The following is a 20746-nucleotide window of genomic DNA, read 5'->3' as shown; positions in this document are numbered from 1 at the left end:
GATCCGGGACAAGGATCACTCCACCGCGAAAGCCTTATCCAGCCGGCTGACACCTAACCCGTTAATCTTCTTCACCTTAATCTGCACCGGGATCCGCTCCTTCATCGCCTCAACGTGGCTGATCACGCCGATGGTTTTGCCGCTGGCGTTCAGCGTATCCAGCGCGTCGAGTGCGGTATCCAGCGTCTGCGCGTCCAGGGTGCCAAAACCTTCATCCAGGAACAGGGAATCAATACGGGTTTTATGGCTGACCAGGTCGGATAACGCCAGCGCCAGCGCCAGGCTCACCAGGAAGCTTTCGCCGCCAGAAAGCGTGCGGGTGTCACGTACCGCATCGGCCTGCCAGGTATCGACCACCTGTAATTCAAGTGCTTCGCTGTCTTTACGCTGTAACAAGTAGCGCCCGTGCAGGCGATTGAGCTGATTGTTTGCCAGCCAGACGAGGTTATCCAGCGTCAGGCCTTGCGCAAATTTGCGGAATTTATCCCCTTCTTTGGAACCGATAAGCGCGTTGAGGTAGCCCCAGTCTTCCGCCTGTGCTTCACAGGCTTTTATCTCCTGCATCAGCGTTTGCTGGCGAACGCGGTTTTCCTCGTCGTGCCGCAGCTGCTGGGTAATTTGACCCTGTTGTGAAGCATTCTCACGCAGCAGGAGGGCAAGCGCCGAGATTTTCGCCTCCAGTGCGCCAGGATCTGTTTCTTCATGCAGATTTTCTGGCCGCGCCGATAAGTGTTGAGTCAACGCACTTTCCGCCTGTTCCAGTAGAGTGACCTGCTGTTGATGCTGGCGTTCCAGCAGCAGTTTACGCTGTTCCAGCTCAAGGCGCTCGGCCTCTTCCAGCAGAGCGCTGCGGAAATCGGCTTCGTCGCTGAACTGGCTGGCCAAAAGCGCATTCCTGAACTGCGTTTGCGCCGCCGTGCTTTCTTCTTCGCTTTGCTTCAGTTGCTCCTGCAGAGACTGGCGCTGCCCTTCCAGCAGGTTGCAATCGTTATGCAGCGCTTGCCAGTTTTGCAGCGCCGCCTGATGCTCGTGTTCATCCAGCGGCAGCGGGGCGGAGCCATCGTCCGCAAGGGTTGAGAGCAACATGTCGAGAGCGGAGAGCTGCTGGCGAAGCTGCGGCAGCTTGTCCTGCTGCTGCTGCCATTGCTGAGATTCCTTGTGGCGAGCCTCCAGCCAGGTTTGCTCTTCGCCAGACTCAGGATGCTGGAGGCCGGCCTGCTCCAGCCCCGCTTGTAGCGACGCGCGCTGTGCCACAAAGTCTGCGTTTAGTTTTTCATGCTGCTGGCTGTCGCGCTGATATTGTGCCTCCAGCGCCTGCCGCTCTCCAAGCTGGCGCAGCTGCAGCTCGCGCTGTTCCTGCTCGTCAAGCCAGGCGCTGAGATCGTCCTGAGGCGTTAAAGCGATAGCGAGTTCCGCACACTGCTGCTGCCAGCGGGCTGACAGTGCTGTTTTTTCTGCCTCAATGGCGGCGCTGGCCTGCGTCAGTTTTTCGCGCTGCTGGCGCTGGGTATCAAGCTGACCTTTAAGGGCAAAGCCAAGCTCTGCGAGTTTAGCCACTTCTTGCTTAAGGGCGGTCAGGCGCTGTTGGTTCTCCCCAGGTTCGAGAGCCTTATACGCCTCTACGGCCGGGTGTTGGGTTGAGCCGCAAAGCGGACACGGCGAGTCAGGCTGCAGGCGTGCGCGCTCGGCTTCAAGGCTTTGGATGCGCTTTTCCTGTTCGACGACTTTTTCCAGATCCGCTTCGTGCTGGCGTTTGTCTTTGTACTGCTGGCGCTTTTGCCCCAGGTCAAGGTCTCGCTCGGCAATCTGTTTATCCAGCTCGGCAAGCTCGCGCTGTTGCTCGGTTTTGCGTTTCTCCAGCGTGGCAAACTGCGGCTGCAAAGTAGCCAACAGCTGGCGGGCAGGCCGGGTTACCAGCATCCGCTGTAAATGAGCGCTCACTTCATCTGGAGAAAGGCTAAGCTTTGGCTCCGGCAGCGCCTGCAGCTTTTGCCGACTGGCCTCGAGCGCCTGCTTTAGCTCAGTAAGCTGTTTTTCGTCGCGCTGCTGCTGCGTGAATGCCATGCGCCAGCCCGTCAGTTCGGCAGACCAAAGTCGATAACGGTCATTCGCCGCGAGCCAGTCTTCGACCTGCTGAGCTTCTCTCTTCAGCCGCTGAGCCTGTTCGGCGGCCAGCATTCGGGTTTGCTGCCGGCGGATGGAAAGCTGCTGTAAGCGGGTATTCACTTTCTCCGCCGCCTCGCTGTTGTGCTTCAGCGACTGCTGCTTTTCCTGCAGCCGCTGCCAGTCAGGGCGAAGTTTTTCGGCGGGCAAAGCTCGGGTCAGTTTCGCCAGCATGGGCTCTGCGTCTTTGACCGCCTGACTGGCTGTGCCCAGCGCCTGCTGCTTTTGGGCTTTGTCGGCAGAAAGCCGGGCTAGCTGAGTGAGCCACTGCTGGTGTTGCTGCTGCTGTTGGTGTTCAACGGAAAGCTTTTTCTCTTCCAGAGTGAGCGCCTGCAAACTCTCTGTAAGCTGCTGTTGCTGCTCAGCGGTTAGTAGCGCGACGCCGGAAGCCTGGGCCAGCAGGTTTTCAAGGCGGCTTTTGATTTGCTTATGATTTTCAAACACCGCGGCGGAAACTGTGCCGTAAATCTCCGTGCCGGTCAGCTCTTCAAGCAGCGAGGCGCGGTCGTTGGCATCGGCGTTTAAAAAGGCGGCGAACTGCCCCTGGGAGAGCATCATTGAGCGGGTGAAACGGTCGTAGTCCAGCCCGGTGAGCGCGGCGATAATCTCCAGCTTGTCTTTGATTTTATCCGCCAGGATTTTGCCGTCGCTGATTTGAGCCAGCTCCACGCGCGGCGCCTGAAGATTGCCGTTTGCCGCGTTGCGGGCGCGGTTCTGGCTCCAGAAGGCGCGGTAGCCCGTACCCTTTACCTCAAACTCGACTTCGGCCAGGCATTCTGCGGTGTCGCGGGTCATTAAGTCATTTTGCGACTGCGACACGGTGCTGAGGCGCGGTGTCTTGTGGTACAGCGCCAGGCAAATCGCATCCAGCAGGGTGGTTTTGCCCGCGCCCGTGGGGCCGGTGATGGCAAACAGCCCGTTGCTGGCGAAAGGCTCCCGGGTAAAATCAATTTTCCACTCGCCTTTCAGGGAGTTAATGTTTTTTAACCGCAGGCTGAGGATCTTCATGCCTGTTCCTCCTGCTGGTGCAAATCTGAAAGGGTTTGGGCAAACAGCGTTCTTAGCCTGGCGGCGCGCTCCTCGCTGGTTTCTTCCTGACTCAGCCGCCGCTCAAAAACTTCTTCAACGCTTAACTCGCTCAGCGTCTCTTTATGCTGGCTGGCAATCACCCGCTCGCGTTGTTCACGGCTGCGACGCAGCAGGACAACTTCGACCGGCAAATCGTCTGTGAGCGCCTGCACCTGGCGCTGCATGTCGTGCAGATATTCGTCGGTGGCGATTTCGATATCCAGCCAGACTTTGGGTTCAGCAGGTGCGTTTCGCCACTGCTCTAGCTGCCGCTCGATTTCACTCATCGACCCTTTCACGATGGCCAGCGGCTGGCTGATGGGGACTTCCAGAGGCTCGACGCTGGTTAGCGCTCCGCCGCTGAATGTCACCAGAAAAACGGTTTTTGCTTTGCCGGTTTCGTCGAAGCTCAGCGGAATCGGCGAGCCGCTATAGCGAATATGCTCCGTGCCGCCAATTTTTTGCGCGCGATGGATGTGCCCGAGCGCAATGTAGTCGGCGGGCGGGAAGTGCTGCGCCGGGAAGGCATCCAGCGTGCCAATATAAATGTCACGCACCGCATCGGATTTCGTGACGCCTACAGTGGTCAGGTGCCCGGTGGCAATTATCGGCAGCGGCTGGTCACCGCGAAGCGCCACGGCGGCGGCATAGCATTGCTGGTAATGTTCGCTGATGGCTTCCATTAAAGATCGCTGTTTTTCATGGCCGGACAGCCCCGCCTGGCTGCTTTGAATGTCGCGAGGACGCAGGAAAGGAATAGGGCAGAGAATCGCCCCCGGCGTGCCGTCTTTTTGATTGAGCAGCAGCGCCTGTTCGTCTTTGTTATGGCGGGCGCTGGCAATGACGCGGGTGTTCAGGCAGGCCAGCAGCTCGCGGGATTCATTCAGGGTAGCTACGGAATCGTGATTCCCCGCCAGCACCACGAGCTGGCAGCCGGTGCTCTGCAGCTGCACGACAAAACGGTTATACATTTCACGGGCGTAGCTCGGCGGCGAGCCGGTATCAAAGATATCTCCCGCGACGAGGATCGCATCCACCTGATGCTCGACCGCGGCGTTTAACAGCCAGTCGAGAAAGGCCTGATGTTCAGAAGCCCGGCTTTTGGTATAGAAGTTTTGGCCGAGGTGCCAGTCTGATGTGTGGAGAATGCGCATAACCTGTCCCATGGCAAAGAGGCGAATTACCGATTATAAGCTATTGAGCTGGCAGCGTAACCGTCAGTAAAAATCAGTGGCTGTCATAATTCAGAAAGGTGAAATATCTGGCCGTCATCTTTTTCATAAATCTGTCACAAATCTGACGCATACTGGCGCACAATTAATAAGAGATGGTCTCTTTTCAACAGGGTAAATCATGGCGAGACGCATTTTAGTCGTAGAAGATGAAGCTCCGATTCGTGAAATGGTGAGCTTTGTGCTCGAGCAAAATGGCTTCCAGTCGGTAGAGGCGGAAGATTATGACAGCGCGGTTAACCTGCTGATTGAACCTTTCCCCGACCTGATCCTGCTGGACTGGATGCTGCCAGGCGGTTCCGGGATCCAGTTTATCAAGCACCTGAAGCGTGAAGCGCTGACCCGCGAAATCCCGGTGATGATGCTGACCGCACGTGGCGAAGAAGAAGATCGCGTGCGTGGCCTTGAAGTCGGTGCCGATGATTACATCACTAAGCCGTTCTCGCCTAAAGAGCTGGTGGCGCGTATTAAGGCAGTGATGCGCCGTATTTCCCCGATGGCGGTGGAAGAAGTGATTGAGATGCAGGGGCTGAGTCTTGACCCGTCCTCACACCGCGTGATGACCGGCGAAGATCCGCTCGACATGGGGCCAACTGAATTTAAGCTGTTACACTTCTTTATGACCCACCCGGAGCGCGTTTACAGCCGTGAACAGCTGCTCAATAACGTGTGGGGAACGAACGTTTACGTTGAAGACCGTACCGTAGACGTGCATATTCGTCGCCTGCGTAAAGCGTTGGAAACAAGTGGTCATGACAAAATGGTGCAAACAGTTCGCGGCACGGGTTATCGTTTTTCAACCCGTTTTTAATATGCTGACAGGAGCGTGACGCGTGCTGGAACGGCTGTCATGGAAAAGGCTGGTACTGGAGCTGGTGCTCTGTTGTATGCCAGCGGCAATTCTCGGATTGATTTTTGGCCACCTGCCGTGGTTTTTACTGGCGGCGGTGACCGTCCTGTTAAGCTGGCATTTCTGGAATTTACTTCGTCTTTCCTGGTGGCTGTGGGTTGACCGCAGCATGACCCCGCCGCCCGGGCGGGGAAGCTGGGAACCTCTGCTGTACGGGCTGCACCAGATGCAGCTGCGTAATAAAAAGCGCCGCAAAGAGTTAGGCAACCTGATCAAACGCTTCCGAAGCGGAGCCGAATCGCTGCCCGATGCGGTGGTGCTGACCACCGAAGAAGGCACCATTTTTTGGTGTAATGGCCTGGCGCAACAGCTGCTTGGCCTGCGCTGGCCTGACGACAGCGGCCAAAATATCCTCAACCTGCTGCGTTACCCTGAATTCTCGCAATACGTGGCGAAGCAGCAGTTTGGTCGCCCGCTGACGCTGATACTCAACAATGGCCGTCATCTTGAGTTCCGCGTGATGCCCTACGCCGACGGGCAGTGGCTGATGGTGGCGCGAGACGTCACGCAGATGCACCAGCTTGAAGGCGCTCGCCGCAATTTCTTTGCCAACGTTAGCCATGAGCTGCGCACGCCGCTGACCGTGTTACAGGGTTACCTGGAGATGATGCAGGATCAGGCTCTGGAAGGGCCGTTGCGGGATAAAGCGCTGCATACCATGCGCGAGCAAACTTCACGCATGGAAGGGCTGGTGAGGCAATTGTTAACGCTGTCGCGCATCGAAGCCGCGCCCACGCTGTCGATGAATGAGAAAATCGACGTGCCGCTGATGCTGCGCGTGGTGGAACGAGAGGCGCAGACGTTGAGCCAGCAGAAGCAAACGCTCACTTTTAACGTTGAGCCAGGGCTGCAGGTTTACGGTAACGAAGAGCAGCTGCGCAGCGCGATCTCTAACCTGGTGTATAACGCGGTGAATCACACGCCTGCCGGGACGCACATCACCGTCACCTGGCGCAGGCTGCCTCACGGCGTAGCGTTCAGCGTGAAGGATACCGGGCCGGGGATCTCCGCCGAGCACATTCCGCGCCTGACGGAGCGTTTCTACCGAGTAGATAAAGCGCGTTCCCGGCAGACCGGAGGCAGCGGGCTTGGGCTGGCCATCGTGAAGCATGCCCTTAGCCACCATGATGCGCGGCTGGATATCGAAAGCGTACCGGGGCAGGGCTCGACGTTTTCGTTCATCCTGCCCGAGCGCTTAATCGCCCCTGAGTCAGCGGTGGCTGCACATTAATTCACCGCAACCGTCAAGTACACTTTCCACAGGCCAGTTTTCTGGCCTTTTTGTTTGTATTTTCACCACTCGTTAAGCGATGAAGATCGAATTGATGCTTTTTTGTCCGCATGATAAGCCATAACAAAAGCGTATAATCAACTTTATTCACTGGTTATGCGTATTTTTAAAGGATATATTTCTGGTTTCCCGATCCCTTCTTGTCTTCAAACGCTATAAGCGTTTTAATTGCCCCCCTGTTATTACCAGACCGACTGAAATTGCGTGGTAATTCGACTAACTATTCTTCGCCACCGATCCGGAGAAGCATATTCCGCTGTCGTTACCGGTAATAACCGCGTTTTTACCGAACGTTATTTGGGCTGAACGTCGGTTTAAAAATTTGAGCATTTTCAACACAACACATCCACAGGCTGCTTTATTTTATGACCTATCATTTGAAATCTCGTGACATCATCGCTCTGGGCTTTATGACCTTTGCGCTGTTTGTGGGCGCGGGCAACATCATTTTCCCTCCTATGGTTGGCTTACAGGCTGGCGAGCACGTCTGGACGGCGGCGCTTGGCTTCCTGGTCACGGCGGTAGGTTTACCCGTTCTGACTATCGTGGCGATTGCCCGCGTGGGCGGCGGTATTGATAGCCTTAGTTCGCCGATTGGCCGCCGCGCCGGTATTTTGCTGGCGACGGTCTGTTATCTCGCCGTCGGGCCGCTGTTTGCCACGCCTCGTACTACCACCGTTTCCTTTGAAGTGGGGATTGCTCCGCTGACCGGCATGGGCGATATGCCGTTGTTTATTTACAGCCTGGTGTACTTTGCGCTGGTGATCGGGATTTCTCTTTATCCGGGTAAGCTGCTGGATACCGTGGGCCACGTGCTGGCGCCGGTGAAAATCATTGCGCTGCTGATCCTGGCGGCCGGGGCGGTGCTGTGGCCAGCAGGTGGCCTGAGCACGGCGACTGAAGCCTACCAGAATGCGGCGTTTTCTAACGGCTTCGTGAACGGCTACCTTACGATGGACACGCTGGCTTCGCTGGTGTTCGGGATTGTTATCGTGAATGCCGCGCGCTCTCGCGGTGTGACCGAATCTCGCCTGCTGACCCGCTACACGATTTGGGCTGGCCTGATTGCCGGTATCGGCCTGACGGTTATCTACCTGGCGTTGTTCCACCTCGGTTCCGACAGTGCGAACCTGGTCGATCAGAAAGCCAACGGTGCGGCTATTCTGCACGCTTATGTGGCACATACCTTTGGCGGGGCCGGTAGCTTCTTCCTGGCGGCGCTGATCTTCCTGGCTTGTCTGGTTACCGCCGTAGGCCTGACCTGTGCCTGTGCGGAGTTCTTTAGCCAGTATCTGCCGCTCTCTTACCGCTCGCTGGTGTTTATCCTCGGCCTGTTCTCGATGGTGGTATCTAACCTGGGCCTGAGCCACCTGATTCAGATTTCGATCCCGGTACTGACGGCAATCTATCCACCTTGTATTGCCCTGGTGGTGCTGAGCTTCACCCGTCCGTGGTGGAACAACTCCACCCGCGTTATTGCCCCGGCGATGCTGATAAGCCTGCTGTTTGGTATTATTGACGGTATTAAGGCATCGGCCATCAGCGACATGCTGCCTGGCTGGGCGGCGAAACTGCCGCTGGCGGATCAGGGACTTGCCTGGCTGCTGCCGACCGTTGCGATGGTGGTGATCACCGCTATCTGGGACAAAGCTGCGGGGCGCCAGGTCACCTCCGCCGCCCATTAAGTTTTTGATTGCTAAGTAACCACGGAGTCGTCCTCCGTGGTTTTTTTATTGTAAAGCGTGGAACCTGGATTCATGGAAAACACCAACAAGCTCAAGCGCGGTTTGAGCACCCGGCACATTCGATTTATGGCGCTGGGGTCGGCGATTGGCACAGGGCTGTTTTACGGTTCGGCGGACGCCATCAAAATGGCGGGGCCGAGCGTTCTTCTGGCGTATATCATCGGCGGCGTGGCGGCCTATATTATTATGCGCGCGCTGGGCGAAATGTCGGTGCACAATCCCGCTGCCAGCTCGTTTTCTCGCTATGCTCAGGACAACCTTGGGCCGCTGGCTGGCTATATTACCGGCTGGACCTACTGCTTTGAGATTTTGATTGTTGCCATCGCCGACGTGACCGCGTTCGGGATCTACATGGGTATCTGGTTCCCGGCGGTGCCGCACTGGGTCTGGGTGCTGAGCGTGGTGCTGATTATCTGCGCCATCAACCTGATGAGCGTGAAGGTGTTCGGCGAGCTGGAGTTCTGGTTCTCATTCTTTAAAGTCGCCACCATCATCATCATGATTATTGCCGGGATCGGCATTATCGTGTGGGGGATTGGCAACGGCGGCCAGGCGACCGGTATCCACAACCTGTGGAGCAACGGTGGCTTCTTCAGCAACGGCTGGCTGGGCATGATCATGTCTCTGCAGATGGTGATGTTTGCCTACGGCGGGATTGAGATTATCGGCATCACCGCAGGCGAAGCGAAAGATCCGCAAAAATCCATTCCACGCGCGATAAACTCCGTGCCGCTGCGTATTCTGGTGTTCTACGTGGGGACGCTGTTCGTCATCATGTCCATTTATCCCTGGAACCAGGTGGGCACCGAGGGCAGTCCGTTTGTGATGACCTTCCAGCATATGGGCATTACCGCTGCAGCCGGCATTCTGAACTTTGTGGTTATCACGGCTTCGCTCTCGGCGATTAACAGCGATGTGTTTGGCGTGGGCCGCATGCTGCACGGCATGGCCGAGCAGGGTAGCGCGCCTAAAATCTTCGCCAGGACTTCCCGCAACGGTATTCCGTGGGTCACCGTTGTGGTGATGGCCTGCGCGCTGCTGCTGGCGGTTTACCTGAACTACATCATGCCGGAAAACGTCTTCCTGGTGATTGCGTCGCTGGCAACGTTCGCCACCGTTTGGGTCTGGATTATGATCCTGCTGTCGCAGATTGCCTTCCGCCGCCGCCTGTCGCCGGAAGAAGCGAAAGCGCTGAAATTCCCGATCCCCGGTGGCGTAGCGACGACCGTAGTGGGCCTGGTGTTCCTGGTGTTTATTATCGGGCTGATTGGTTACCACCCGGATACCCGTATTTCGCTGTACGTGGGCTGCGGCTGGATTGCGCTGCTGCTTATTGGCTGGGTTGTTAAGCGCCGGGTTAAGGCGCAGGCATCGGAGAGCATCGTTCCTTAGCCTCAAATAACTTTCATGTGGGACGGCTGATATTCCGTTCACTTCCAGCCTTACTTTACATGCAGCCATCGCACTGGTGAACGTCTCGGGGGAATCACCGTCATTCCCCCGAGGCCCCGGACTCCCGGCGAAATAAATCGACCGCTAAAGCGGCAGACCTCCGTTTTATCTCCCAGTCCTGGGTCGGCTGAGATGTATTCCCGACACTCTCAGCCTCCGGCCGTTCCCGACGGCCGGACCCTGGCCAGTCGGAGAGAAAACGGAGGCGATTTAAGCCGGAACCGTGCCTCGCTATTCGCCCAACGTTTCACCCAGCCACTGCGTCGCTTCTGTTTTTTTGCCCTCTCTCTGGCCGGAAGAGGGGATAAATAGCGTTCTCCTCATTCGCTTTTCCCCCTCGCCCCTTTGGGGAGAGGGCCGGGGTGAGGGGAATAATTTCTCCCGCCTCCACCCCTCCTGTCCTCCCCCAAATTAACCCGGAATGATGAGTGATAAAGCCTTATGCTGTGGCAAGGTGGCGTCATTTTTAAGCGATGGGAAAGTTACTATGTTGAATGCCTGGCACCTGCCGGTGGCGCCGTTTATCCAGAAGCGGGAACGCAGCCTTGTCATTACCCTGTGGCTGGAGGGGGACGATCTGCCGAAAAAAGTGATTCTGCGCGGCGAAAAGGATAACGAAGAGATTTCTCTGGTCATGGTACGCCAGAAACAGGCTCCCCTTGAGGGCGTTGTCGCCTGGAAAGTCACCCTCGATACCGCCGAAGGGCAGCCGCGCCGTCGCTACAGCTTTAAGCTACTCTGGCAGGACAGGCAGCGCTGGTACATGCCTCAGGGCTTCCAGAAAACGCCGCCGGCCCGGCTGGAACAGTTCGCTTTTGATACGCCGGATGACGGCCCGGATTGGGTGCAGGATCAGGTGTTCTATCAGATCTTCCCGGATCGTTTTGCTCGAGGATCGAATCGTCAGCCGGAGCAGGATAACGTTTATTTTCATCATGCAGCCGGGCGGGATATCGTCCGCCGGGAGTGGCATGAGCCTTTAACCGGGGAAGCCGGAGGATCGACGTTTTACGGCGGCGATCTGGACGGGATCAGTGAAAAGCTGCCGTACCTGAAAAAACTCGGCGTGACGGCACTTTATCTGAACCCTATTTTTACCGCACCCAGCGTGCATAAGTACGACACTCAGGATTACCGGCAGGTAGACGAGCAGTTTGGCGGTAATGCCGCTTTCCTGCGGCTGAGGGAAAATACGCGCCGGCAGGGGATGAAGCTGATGCTGGACGGCGTTTTCAACCACAGCGGCGATACGCACGGCTGGTTTGACAGGCATAAGAAGGGTGAGAATGGCGCCTGCCATCACCCACAGTCTCCGTGGCGCGACTGGTACAGCTTTTCTGACGAAGGGTTGGCGCTGGACTGGTTGGGCTATTCCAGCCTGCCTAAGCTGGATTATCGCTCGGCCACGCTGGTGGATGAGATCTATCGCGGCGAGCAAAGCATTGTGCGGCACTGGCTGCGGGAGCCCTGGGGCATTGACGGCTGGCGGCTGGACGTAGTGCATATGCTGGGAGAGGAAGGCGGGGCGAAAAATAATCTTCTGCACGTCAGCGGCATTACCCAGGCGGCAAAAGAAACCAAACAGGATGCTTACGTCCTCGGCGAGCACTTTGGCGATGCCCGGCAGTGGCTGCAGGCCGATGCCGAAGATGCCGCCATGAACTATCGCGGTTTTACTTTCCCGCTGTGGGGATTTTTGGCAAACACCGATATCTCTTACGAGCCGCAGGATATTGACGCCCAAACCTGTATAGCATGGATGGAAGAGTACCGCTCGGCACTTTCCCATCAGCAGCAGCTGCGCATGTTTAACCAGCTCGACAGTCACGATACCGCCCGTTTTAAGTCGATTCTTGGTAAAGATGTTGCCCGCTTGCCGCTGGCCGTCATCTGGCTGTATGCCTGGCCCGGCGTACCCTGTATTTATTACGGCGATGAGGTGGGGCTGGATGGCAACAACGATCCTTTCTGCCGCAAGCCTTTCCCGTGGCGGAAACAGGATCAGGATTTAGATCTGCTGGCGCTTTATCAGCGGCTCGGCAAGCTGCGCAAGCAAAGCCGGGCGCTCCGTCACGGTGGTTGCCGGGTCATCTACGCTGAGCAGGACGTCGTAGTGTTCGTGCGTGCTTATCAAAACGAACGTGTTCTGGTGGCCATCAACCGCGGCAATGCAGTTCAGGTCATCCTCCCGTGGGATGCCCTGCTGAGCGGCAGGGCCTGGGCGCAGACCGAAGGTGAGGCGGCGCTCAATAACCGCGAGCTGAGCTTGCCTGCCGTCAGCGCTGCGGTCTGGCGCAGTCTTTAGGTCTGCAACCCGGCGGGGAGAGGTTTAGCTCTCCGTCGGGGGCTGATAAAGGGCGTTGACCAAATCCCCTTCAATGATCTTTTCTCGCCACCAGCGTGCGGCCAGGCCTTCACCCCGGTTATGCCAGCCGATGTAGGTCACGTCGGTCTGGCGGAACGATACAACCGGTTTTTCAATTAATTTGCCGCTGCTCAGGAGCGGCTGGGCGATGTGGCGGGGTAAAAATCCGCAGGCCAGGCCCGAGACTAAAATAGCGACCTTGCTCGGGAAGTCGTACACCACCACGCGTTCTTGCTCTTCAATGTAATTGGTGTTGATTGGCAGGCAGTAACGTGCCGTATCGCCGATAATGGCCGCACGATGGCGGCAAACTTCGTCACTGGAAAGCACATGTTCCGCTTTTGCCAGCGCGTGCCTGGGTGAGACGACAAACACGTTGTCCAGCGTGCCCAGCATCTTGTAGGCGTACTCGGATGACGTCGGCGGCTCGTTAATGGCGCCGAGAATAATGTTCGCGCCGTTGTGGGTCAGCTCTTCCCAGGCTCCTGCCAGCGTATGGTGGGTAAAATTAAGCGTGGTTTGCTGGTCGAGGGCGTAGAACTCCTCCATCAGCGGCAGCAGCAGGTGGAAGGGAAATGAACCGTCCAGCGCAATAGTCAGCGTTTTTTCCCAGCCGGAGGTGGAGCGCAAAGCCTGGCTTTCCAGATCCTTCGCGGCGCTGAGCACCACCCGCCCTTTTTCCAGCACAATCCTGCCGGTGTCGGTAAATTTTGCCCGATGGCCTGAGCGATCCAGCAGTTTAATATTCAGATCGTTTTCTAGCTTCTGCACCATATAACTCAGCGCCGCAGGCGTTTTAAACAGCGTTTCAGCGGCGGCGGCAAAACTGCCGTGCTTATCTAAGGCATCAAGAATGAGCAGCACATCTAAATTTACACGCATAGTGATAATCCGTTCGGGCTTTGGCCTTGCAAAAGTCTATCACCAAAAAATTAAATAAGACGTTAGAAAATTCCGGCTATCAACCCTGCGGCTGTATGCAGAAAATAAAGGCGTCGTCCAGAGATGGATGCCTTAATAACTCATTGATAGCTGAGGGAATAAAATGTCTATTCGTGAACTGATTGACCCAACTAACTCCGCCCTTATTTTTATCGATCACCAGCCGCAAATGGCTTTCGGCGTGGCGAATATCGATCGCCAGACCCTGAAAAATAACACCGTGGCGCTGGCAAAGGCGGGCAAGATATTTAAGGTGCCGACGATTTATACCTCCGTCGAAACCAAAAGCTTCAGCGGCTATATCTGGCCTGAATTATTAGCCGTTCATCCTGAAATTAAGCCCATTGAGCGTACTTCCATGAACTCCTGGGAAGATAAAGCCTTTGTTGAGGCGGTGAAGGCGACGGGCCGTAAAAAACTGATTATTTCAGCGCTGTGGACCGAAGTGTGCCTGACCTTCCCGGCGCTGATGGCGCTGGAAGAAGGCTTTGAAGTGTATGTGGTGACCGACACTTCCGGCGGGACTTCTGTGGATGCCCACGAACGCGCCATTGATCGGATGGTGCAGGCCGGTGCCGTGCCGGTTACCTGGCAGCAGGTTCTGCTGGAGTACCAGCGCGACTGGTCACGCAAAGAAACTTATGACGCGGTGATGAACCTGGTTCGTGAGCACAGCGGGGCTTATGGCATGGGCGTCGACTACGCTTATACGATGGTTCACGGCGCCCCGGAACGTAAAGCCTGATGGATCACACTCGGGGCGGGTTCGCCGCTCCGTTTTTCCTCCCCATTCTGACTCAGGAATTGCGGCATGGCCGACAACAATACCGTTACGCTGGTGATCACCCACGCAATCCGGCCAGGCGAGGCCGCTCGCTACGAACAATGGCTGGAAAAGATCATGCCGACCGCCGCTCGTTTCCCCGGTCACCTTGGGGTGCATGTGATTCGCCCCACGGCCGGGAACGACACCTATAACGTGGTGATTCGCTTCGACACGCTCGAGCATCTCAATGCCTGGACTGACTCCCCTGAACGCCATCGCCTTGTGGCAGAGATCAAATCCTCCCTTGCCGATGACGACAAAGTGCAGGTGCACACCGAAACGGCCTTCTGGTTTACCCCGGAAAGCGCGACGGTGAAACGCCCGCCGCAGTGGAAGCAGTTCCTGATCACGCAGCTGGTTATCTTCCCCAGTACCAACCTTGTGCCGTGGGTGACGGGTATGTTGTTCCCAGGTTTACGCGGCACGCTTCCCGGGCACTTGCTTAACGATGCCTGCGTGGTAGCGCTGGTGGTCTGGCTCTGGATGCCGATAGTGACGAAGCTATTTGCCGGTTGGCTAAAAAAAGCATGATTTCTCAGGAGTCCCTGATTATGTCTCAACATGCCTCACTGATTTTAACTCATGGCCAGTTTCACACGCTGGATAAAGAGAATCCGCTTGCTGAAGCGGTAGCGATTAAAGACGGTAAAATTCTGGCGGCGGGCAGCACCGCCTATGCGATGAGCTTTGCCGGAGAAGGTAGCCAGGTCGTCGATTTGAAAGGCCACACGGTGATCCCCGGCCTGAACGATTCGCACCTGCACCTGATTCGCGGCGGGCTGAACTACAACCTTGAGCTGCGCTGGGAAGGCGTACCTTCGCTGGCCGATGCCCTGCGCATGCTAAAAGAACAGGCGCTGCGCACGCCGTCTCCGCAGTGGGTACGCGTGGTGGGGGGCTGGACAGAGTTCCAGTTTGCCGAACGCCGCATGCCTACCATCGAAGAACTTAACGAGGCCGCGCCCGATACGCCGGTATTCGTTCTGCACCTGTACGACAGAGCTTTGCTCAACCGCGCCGCGCTGAAAGCGGTGGGCTATACCAAAGAGACGCCAAACCCGCCGGGTGGCGAGATTGTCCGTGACGGCAACGGGAATCCGACCGGAATGCTGGTGGCGAAGCCTAACGCGATGATCCTTTATTCCACGCTGGCAAAAGGGCCGAAACTGCCGCTGGAGATGCAGGTGAACTCAACGCGGCAGTTTATGCGGGAGCTGAACCGCCTGGGCGTGACCAGCGCTATTGACGCGGGCGGTGGTTTCCAGAACTACCCTGAGGATTACCAGGTTATCGACGAGCTGCACAGTAAAAAGCAGATGACGGTGCGCATTGCCTATAACCTGTTTACCCAGCGCCCTCAGCATGAGCTGGAAGATTTTGAAAAATGGACCGACATGCTGACGCCGGGGCAGGGCACCGACTTCTACCGCGCCAACGGGGCCGGTGAAATGCTGGTGTTCTCGGCGGCAGACTTTGAAGACTTCCTGCAGCCACGCCCGGATTTGCCGGACGGCATGGAACAGGAGCTGGAGCGTGTGGTGCGCCATCTGGTTGAACACCGCTGGCCGTTCCGGCTGCATGCCACCTACAACGAGTCCATTAGCCGCATGCTGGACGTGTTCGAAAAGGTCAATCGCGATATTCCGTTCAACGGTCTGCACTGGCTGTTTGACCACGCAGAAACGATTACCGAACGCAACATCGACCGGGTTAAGGCGCTGGGCGGTGGGATTGCGGTTCAGCACCGCATGGCTTTCCAGGGCGAATACTATGCGGAGCGCTACGGGATTGAGGCGGTGAAACAAACGCCGCCGGTGGCGAAAATGCTAGCCGCAGGTGTGCCCGTGGGGTTAGGCACCGACGCCACGCGCGTGGCCAGCTACAACCCGTGGACGGCGCTTTACTGGCTGGTGTCCGGGCGCACAGTGGGCGGTATGCAGATGTACGACGAGAATAACCGTATGTCCCGCGATGTCGCCCTTGAGCTATGGACTGCAGGCAGCGCCTGGTTCTCAAACGAGCAGGGCAAGAAAGGGCGGATTCAGGCGGGGCAACTGGCTGACCTGGTTGTGCTGTCTCAGGACTACTTCAGCGTGCCGGAAGAGGCTATCAAGGGTATTGAATCGGTGATGACCGTGGTGGATGGAAAAGTGGTTTATGCCACCGGAGCCTTTACGCCTCTGGCACCACCAGCTATTCCTGTTGTGCCTGACTGGTCGCCTGTGGTGAACGTGTCGGGGCATTACCGCTCCGCGCCACCAGCGGCGGCAAAAGTGGGGATGATGGCATCGGTGCATCAGTGCTGCGGGAGCTGTAACGTCCACGGGCATCAGCATGATGTGGCGCGTAATTCCTCGATTCCCGTCGGCGATGAGACGGCGTTCTGGGGCGTGATGGGCTGTTCCTGCTTCGCCTTCTGACAAAAATAAAAAAGGCCGCAATCGCGGCCTTTTCTTCGAACTTGCTTAGCGATTACAGCTTAGCAACGTTCTCGCTCAGGTACTTAGCAACGCCGTCCGGAGACGCGTTCATGCCTTCTTTCCCTTTTTCCCACTGAGCCGGGCACACTTCGCCGTGCTCTTCGTGGAACTGCAGCGCGTCAACCATACGCAGCATTTCGTCGATGTTACGACCCAGCGGCAGATCGTTCACAACCTGGTGGCGAACGATACCGGCTTTGTCGATCAGGAAGGAACCGCGCAGCGCAACGCCCGCTTCCGGGTGTTCGATGCCGTAGGCTTGCTGGATTTCACGTTTGATATCAGCAACCATCGCGTATTTCACTTCGCCGATGCCGCCTTTATCAACCGGGGTTTTACGCCATGCGTTGTGAACGAACTCGGAGTCAAAAGATACACCAACGACTTCTACGCCACGTTTCTGGAATTCTTCGTAACGCTTGTCGAACGCGATCAGTTCAGACGGGCAAACGAAGGTGAAGTCCATCGGCCAGAAGAACACAACGGTGGCTTTACCGTTGGTGTGTTTTTTGAAGTTGAAGTTTTCAACGATTTCGCCATTGCCCAGAACGGCAGCAGCGGTAAAGTCAGGGGCTGGACGAGTAACCAGGACCATATGTACTCCTGTTAATTTTGTTAAAGTGAAGGTTAACGCAACGGGGGGAGTATAGGGGCTCCATTCCATGTAGCTCAATGGCATCTTGCCAATCAATCAGATAGGTTTTGGCTATCAAAAAGGCGCTTATGTTGATGCCGATAACCAAGATAGCCCTTTTTTCGAAAAGGGCAAGTTGTTCTAACGTGAACCCGGAACGATCACAAACTTTTTTGTTTCGCCATCGCCATCATGCGTGGATAGAACTGCCAGAACAATTCCTCCAGCTGGTCATAGTGGGCGTCGAGATCGTGCCAGGAATCTCGCAGGGTATCAAGTTTTGGTCTACGGCTCGCTATCCCATTGAGAACGTCAGCAATAAAGTCCATATCCTGATAACGCTCCAGCCAGCGTTCGCGCCATAAATAGTGATTAAGATTAATGAAACGCGGGGGCGTGTCGTTAAGCTTGGGCTCAATTTTCCCGCGAGCATAGGCGACAAAATCCTCAAGCCCGATATCCGGGCAGACTTTATGCCAGTGGCGCGACAGGAAGTGGTCCCACATGACATCCAGAGAAATCGGCGACACTCGCCGCGTCTTTGGGCTGAACCAGCCGCGAGCTAGAGCCACTTCCGGCAGTCCGTCCGTCAGGACATCGACTCTGCGGTGCATATAAATGCCGGCCACGACCTCGGGCGAAAAGCTGTCGTCCGGGCTACCGCGCACGAAATCCGCCAGCAAATTTCCCAGCAGTGAACTTTGGGCCAGATGTGCCAAATGCAGGTGGGCGAGAAAATTCATCGAATAGTTATTCCATTTATGGCGTTAAAACGGCCTGAGCAGGGTAAACGTGTTGCAGGGAAAGCCCCCTGCCACTAGACTAAGCCGCCTGTTTTTAAGTCTGAGTGCTATACCATGCGCGTTGCTGATTTTTCCTTTGAACTGCCTGAATCCCTGATTGCTCATTATCCGCAAGCCGAGCGCAGCAGCTGCCGCTTGCTGTCACTTGACGGGCCGACGGGCGCATTGGCGCATGGCACTTTCACCGATTTGCTCGACAAGCTCAACCCCGGCGACCTGCTGGTGTTCAATAACACCCGCGTAATTCCGGCTCGCCTGTTTGGCCGTAAAGCCAGCGGCGGGAAAATTGAAGTACTGGTCGAGCGTATGCTGGATGATAAACGCATTCTGGCACACATTCGCGCCTCTAAAGCGCCAAAACCTGGGGCCGAGCTGCTGTTGGGCGATGATGAAAGCGTACACGCCACCATGGTTGCGCGCCACGATGCGCTGTTTGAGGTCGAGTTTAACGACGCACGCGCCGTACTGGATATCTTAAATAATATCGGCCATATGCCGCTGCCACCGTACATCGACCGCCCGGATGAAGAAGCCGACCGCGAGCTTTATCAAACGGTTTATAGCCAGAAGCCGGGGGCGGTTGCTGCGCCGACAGCTGGTCTGCACTTTGACGAGCCGCTGCTGGAAAAACTGCGCAATAAAGGTGTCGATATGGCGTTCGTCACGCTGCACGTCGGGGCGGGGACGTTCCAGCCGGTGCGCGTGGACAGCATCGAAGATCACATCATGCACTCTGAGTATGCCGAAGTGCCTCAGGACGTTGTGGACGCAGTGCTGGCCTGTAAAGCGCGTGGCAATCGCGTTATTGCAGTCGGAACTACGTCGGTACGATCCCTGGAAAGCGCCGCTCAGGCTGCGCAGAACGACCTGATCGAGCCGTTCTTCGGCGATACCCAAATCTTTATCTATCCGGGCTATCAGTACAAAGTGATCGACGCGCTGGTGACGAACTTCCACCTGCCGGAGTCAACGCTGATTATGCTGGTCTCCGCGTTTGCCGGTTATAAAAACACAATGCACGCTTACCACGAGGCGGTGAAAGCGGAATACCGCTTCTTTAGCTACGGCGATGCGATGTTCATTACCTGTAATCCGCAGGCGATAAACGAACGCCCGGGGGCGTGATTGCCCCTCACCCTGGCCCTCTCCCCGCGGAGAGAGGGGATAATAAGGGATGTATCCTCTCTCCCCCGTGAGAGTATTGGGTAACAGAGAAAGTATTCTCCCTCTCCCTTCCAGAGAGAGGGCCGGGGTGAGGGTAACCCACCCCCGCTTATTCCGCCGTGAGCACCGCCCACGGCGTTAATTGACTCACCAGACTGTTTCTCTGGTGCTGGAGGAAATGTGAAATTTGAATTAGATACCACCGACGGACGCGCACGACGCGGTCGCCTGGTCTTTGAACGTGGCACCGTCGAAACCCCGGCCTTTATGCCGGTGGGTACTTACGGCACCGTAAAAGGGATGACGCCGGAAGAAGTTGAAGCCACGGGCGCGCAGATTATCCTGGGCAATACCTTCCATTTATGGCTGCGTCCTGGCCAGGAAATCATGAAACTGCACGGCGACCTGCATGATTTTATGCAGTGGAAAGGCCCAATCCTGACGGACTCCGGTGGTTTCCAGGTATTCAGCCTGGGCGATATCCGTAAGATCACCGAAGCGGGCGTACATTTCCGCAACCCGATCAACGGCGATCCTATTTTCCTCGATCCTGAAAAATCCATGGAAATTCAGTACGATCTGGGTTCCGATATTGTCATGATCTTCGACGAATGTACGCCGTACCCGGCGGACTGGGATTACGCGAAACGCTCCATGGAAATGTCCCTGCGTTGGGCGCAGCGTAGCCGCGATCGCTTTGATTCCCTTGGGAATAAAAATGCGCTGTTCGGCATTATTCAGGGCAGCGTTTACGAAGATTTACGAGATATCTCGGTAAAAGGTCTGGTAGAGATTGGCTTTGATGGCTACGCTGTCGGCGGCCTGGCGGTAGGTGAGCCTAAGGAAGACATGCACCGTATTCTGGAGCACGTTTGCCCGCAGATTCCTGCCGATAAACCACGTTACCTGATGGGCGTAGGTAAGCCGGAAGACCTGGTTGAAGGGGTTCGTCGCGGTATCGACATGTTCGACTGCGTCATGCCAACTCGAAATGCGCGTAACGGTCACCTGTTCGTGACGGACGGCGTAGTGAAAATCCGCAATGCTAAGCATAAAGATGACACCGCCCCGCTCGATGCCGAGTGTGATTGCTATACGTGTCGCAATTATTCACGTGCCTACTTGCATCATCTTGACCGTTGCAACGAAATACTGGGCGCGCGTCTCAATACCATTCATAACCTGCGCTATTACCAGCGTTTAATGGCTGGTTTACGCCAGGCCATTGAAGAGGGTAAATTAGAGCACTTCGTGACGGATTTTTACGAGCGGACAGGTAAGCCGGTTCCACCTTTGAACGTTGATTAATTTAATAATGAGGGAATTTTAATGAGCTTTTTCATTTCTGATGCTGTCGCTTCTGCGGGTGCTGCTCCAGGACAGAGTCAATGGACTTTGATTCCAATGTTGGTGGTGTTTGGCCTGATTTTCTATTTTATGATCCTGCGTCCGCAGCAAAAGCGTACCAAAGAGCATAAAAAACTGATGGACTCCATCTCCAAGGGTGATGAAGTGCTGACCAACGGTGGCCTGGTTGGCCGCGTAACCAAAGTAGCTGAAACTGGCTACATTGCTATCGCGCTGAACGATACCACCGAAGTGGTTATCAAACGTGATTTCGTAGCTGCCGTTCTGCCGAAAGGCACCATGAAGGCGCTGTAATTTTCGTTT

At 56.1% G+C, this 20746-nt stretch carries 16 protein-coding genes; 11 read left to right on the top strand and 5 right to left on the bottom strand.

Annotated elements, in window-relative coordinates:
- Positions 1-15: 15 nt before the first annotated feature.
- On the bottom strand, positions 16-3171 hold the full coding sequence (gene sbcC / locus F3J28_RS12110; protein WP_166876169.1) for an exonuclease subunit SbcC: 3156 nt from the start codon (positions 3169-3171) through the stop codon (positions 16-18).
- The gene (gene sbcD, locus F3J28_RS12105) at positions 3168-4385 is read right to left on the bottom strand and encodes an exonuclease subunit SbcD (protein WP_166876167.1); all 1218 of its coding nucleotides are present in this window, start codon (positions 4383-4385) and stop codon (positions 3168-3170) included. The genes sbcC and sbcD overlap by 4 nt, the downstream gene beginning before the upstream one ends.
- A gap of 199 nt (positions 4386-4584) precedes the next feature.
- Between sbcD and phoB the strand changes: the two genes are divergently transcribed.
- From phoB to malZ, 5 genes are all read left to right on the top strand, one after another.
- Positions 4585-5274, top strand: a complete 690-nt coding sequence (phoB, locus tag F3J28_RS12100) for a phosphate response regulator transcription factor PhoB (RefSeq protein ID WP_008454506.1) — start codon at positions 4585-4587, stop codon at positions 5272-5274.
- 22 nt (positions 5275-5296) lie between these two features.
- Positions 5297-6604: a phosphate regulon sensor histidine kinase PhoR gene (gene phoR, locus F3J28_RS12095; protein ID WP_166876164.1), complete on the top strand. Its 1308-nt coding sequence runs from the start codon at positions 5297-5299 to the stop codon at positions 6602-6604.
- 425 nt (positions 6605-7029) lie between these two features.
- Entirely contained in the window at positions 7030-8349 is a 1320-nt protein-coding gene (brnQ, locus tag F3J28_RS12090) for a branched-chain amino acid transporter carrier protein BrnQ (RefSeq protein ID WP_039290720.1), read from the top strand.
- 72 nt (positions 8350-8421) lie between these two features.
- The gene (gene proY, locus F3J28_RS12085) at positions 8422-9801 is read left to right on the top strand and encodes a proline-specific permease ProY (protein ID WP_166876161.1); all 1380 of its coding nucleotides are present in this window, start codon (positions 8422-8424) and stop codon (positions 9799-9801) included.
- 547 nt (positions 9802-10348) lie between these two features.
- Positions 10349-12166: a maltodextrin glucosidase gene (malZ, locus tag F3J28_RS12080; protein WP_166876159.1), complete on the top strand. Its 1818-nt coding sequence runs from the start codon at positions 10349-10351 to the stop codon at positions 12164-12166.
- 24 nt (positions 12167-12190) lie between these two features.
- Here the strand turns inward: malZ and F3J28_RS12075 are convergent, their stop codons facing one another.
- Complete coding sequence (locus F3J28_RS12075; RefSeq protein WP_166876156.1) at positions 12191-13108, bottom strand: LysR family transcriptional regulator; 918 nt, start codon at positions 13106-13108, stop codon at positions 12191-12193.
- 163 nt (positions 13109-13271) lie between these two features.
- On the opposite strand from F3J28_RS12075, the gene F3J28_RS12070 reads away from it, so the two are divergent.
- The 3 genes from F3J28_RS12070 to F3J28_RS12060 all read left to right on the top strand — a co-directional run bounded on the left by F3J28_RS12070 (position 13272) and on the right by F3J28_RS12060 (position 16414).
- Positions 13272-13913, top strand: a complete 642-nt coding sequence (locus tag F3J28_RS12070; RefSeq protein ID WP_166876154.1) for a hydrolase — start codon at positions 13272-13274, stop codon at positions 13911-13913.
- Between the two features lie 66 nt (positions 13914-13979).
- Positions 13980-14525, top strand: a complete 546-nt coding sequence (locus F3J28_RS12065; protein WP_166876151.1) for an antibiotic biosynthesis monooxygenase — start codon at positions 13980-13982, stop codon at positions 14523-14525.
- Between the two features lie 20 nt (positions 14526-14545).
- Positions 14546-16414 carry an amidohydrolase gene (locus tag F3J28_RS12060; protein WP_166876149.1) on the top strand — a complete coding sequence of 623 codons (1869 nt, stop codon included), beginning with the start codon at positions 14546-14548 and terminating at the stop codon, positions 16412-16414.
- A gap of 52 nt (positions 16415-16466) precedes the next feature.
- On the opposite strand, the gene F3J28_RS12055 is transcribed toward F3J28_RS12060, so the two are convergent.
- Together F3J28_RS12055 and acpH are read right to left on the bottom strand one after the other, a co-directional pair.
- Positions 16467-17069, bottom strand: a complete 603-nt coding sequence (locus tag F3J28_RS12055; RefSeq protein WP_008454530.1) for a peroxiredoxin C — start codon at positions 17067-17069, stop codon at positions 16467-16469.
- 200 nt (positions 17070-17269) lie between these two features.
- Positions 17270-17851: an ACP phosphodiesterase gene (gene acpH / locus F3J28_RS12050; RefSeq protein WP_166876146.1), complete on the bottom strand. Its 582-nt coding sequence runs from the start codon at positions 17849-17851 to the stop codon at positions 17270-17272.
- 114 nt (positions 17852-17965) lie between these two features.
- Between acpH and queA the strand changes: the two genes are divergently transcribed.
- From queA to yajC, 3 genes are all read left to right on the top strand, one after another.
- Entirely contained in the window at positions 17966-19036 is a 1071-nt protein-coding gene (queA, locus tag F3J28_RS12045) for a tRNA preQ1(34) S-adenosylmethionine ribosyltransferase-isomerase QueA (protein ID WP_166876144.1), read from the top strand.
- A 219-nt stretch (positions 19037-19255) separates the two neighbouring features.
- A complete protein-coding gene (tgt, locus tag F3J28_RS12040) occupies positions 19256-20383 on the top strand; it encodes a tRNA guanosine(34) transglycosylase Tgt (RefSeq protein ID WP_166876141.1) in 1128 nt (375 codons plus the stop codon).
- A gap of 21 nt (positions 20384-20404) precedes the next feature.
- Positions 20405-20737: a preprotein translocase subunit YajC gene (gene yajC, locus F3J28_RS12035; protein WP_008454538.1), complete on the top strand. Its 333-nt coding sequence runs from the start codon at positions 20405-20407 to the stop codon at positions 20735-20737.
- The last annotated feature ends 9 nt before the right edge of the window (positions 20738-20746 follow it).

The sequence above is a fragment of the Enterobacter sp. Ap-1006 genome, assembly GCF_011752835.1.
Lineage (GTDB): Bacteria > Pseudomonadota > Gammaproteobacteria > Enterobacterales > Enterobacteriaceae > Cedecea.
This window is presented reverse-complemented; position numbering and strand designations above follow the sequence as displayed.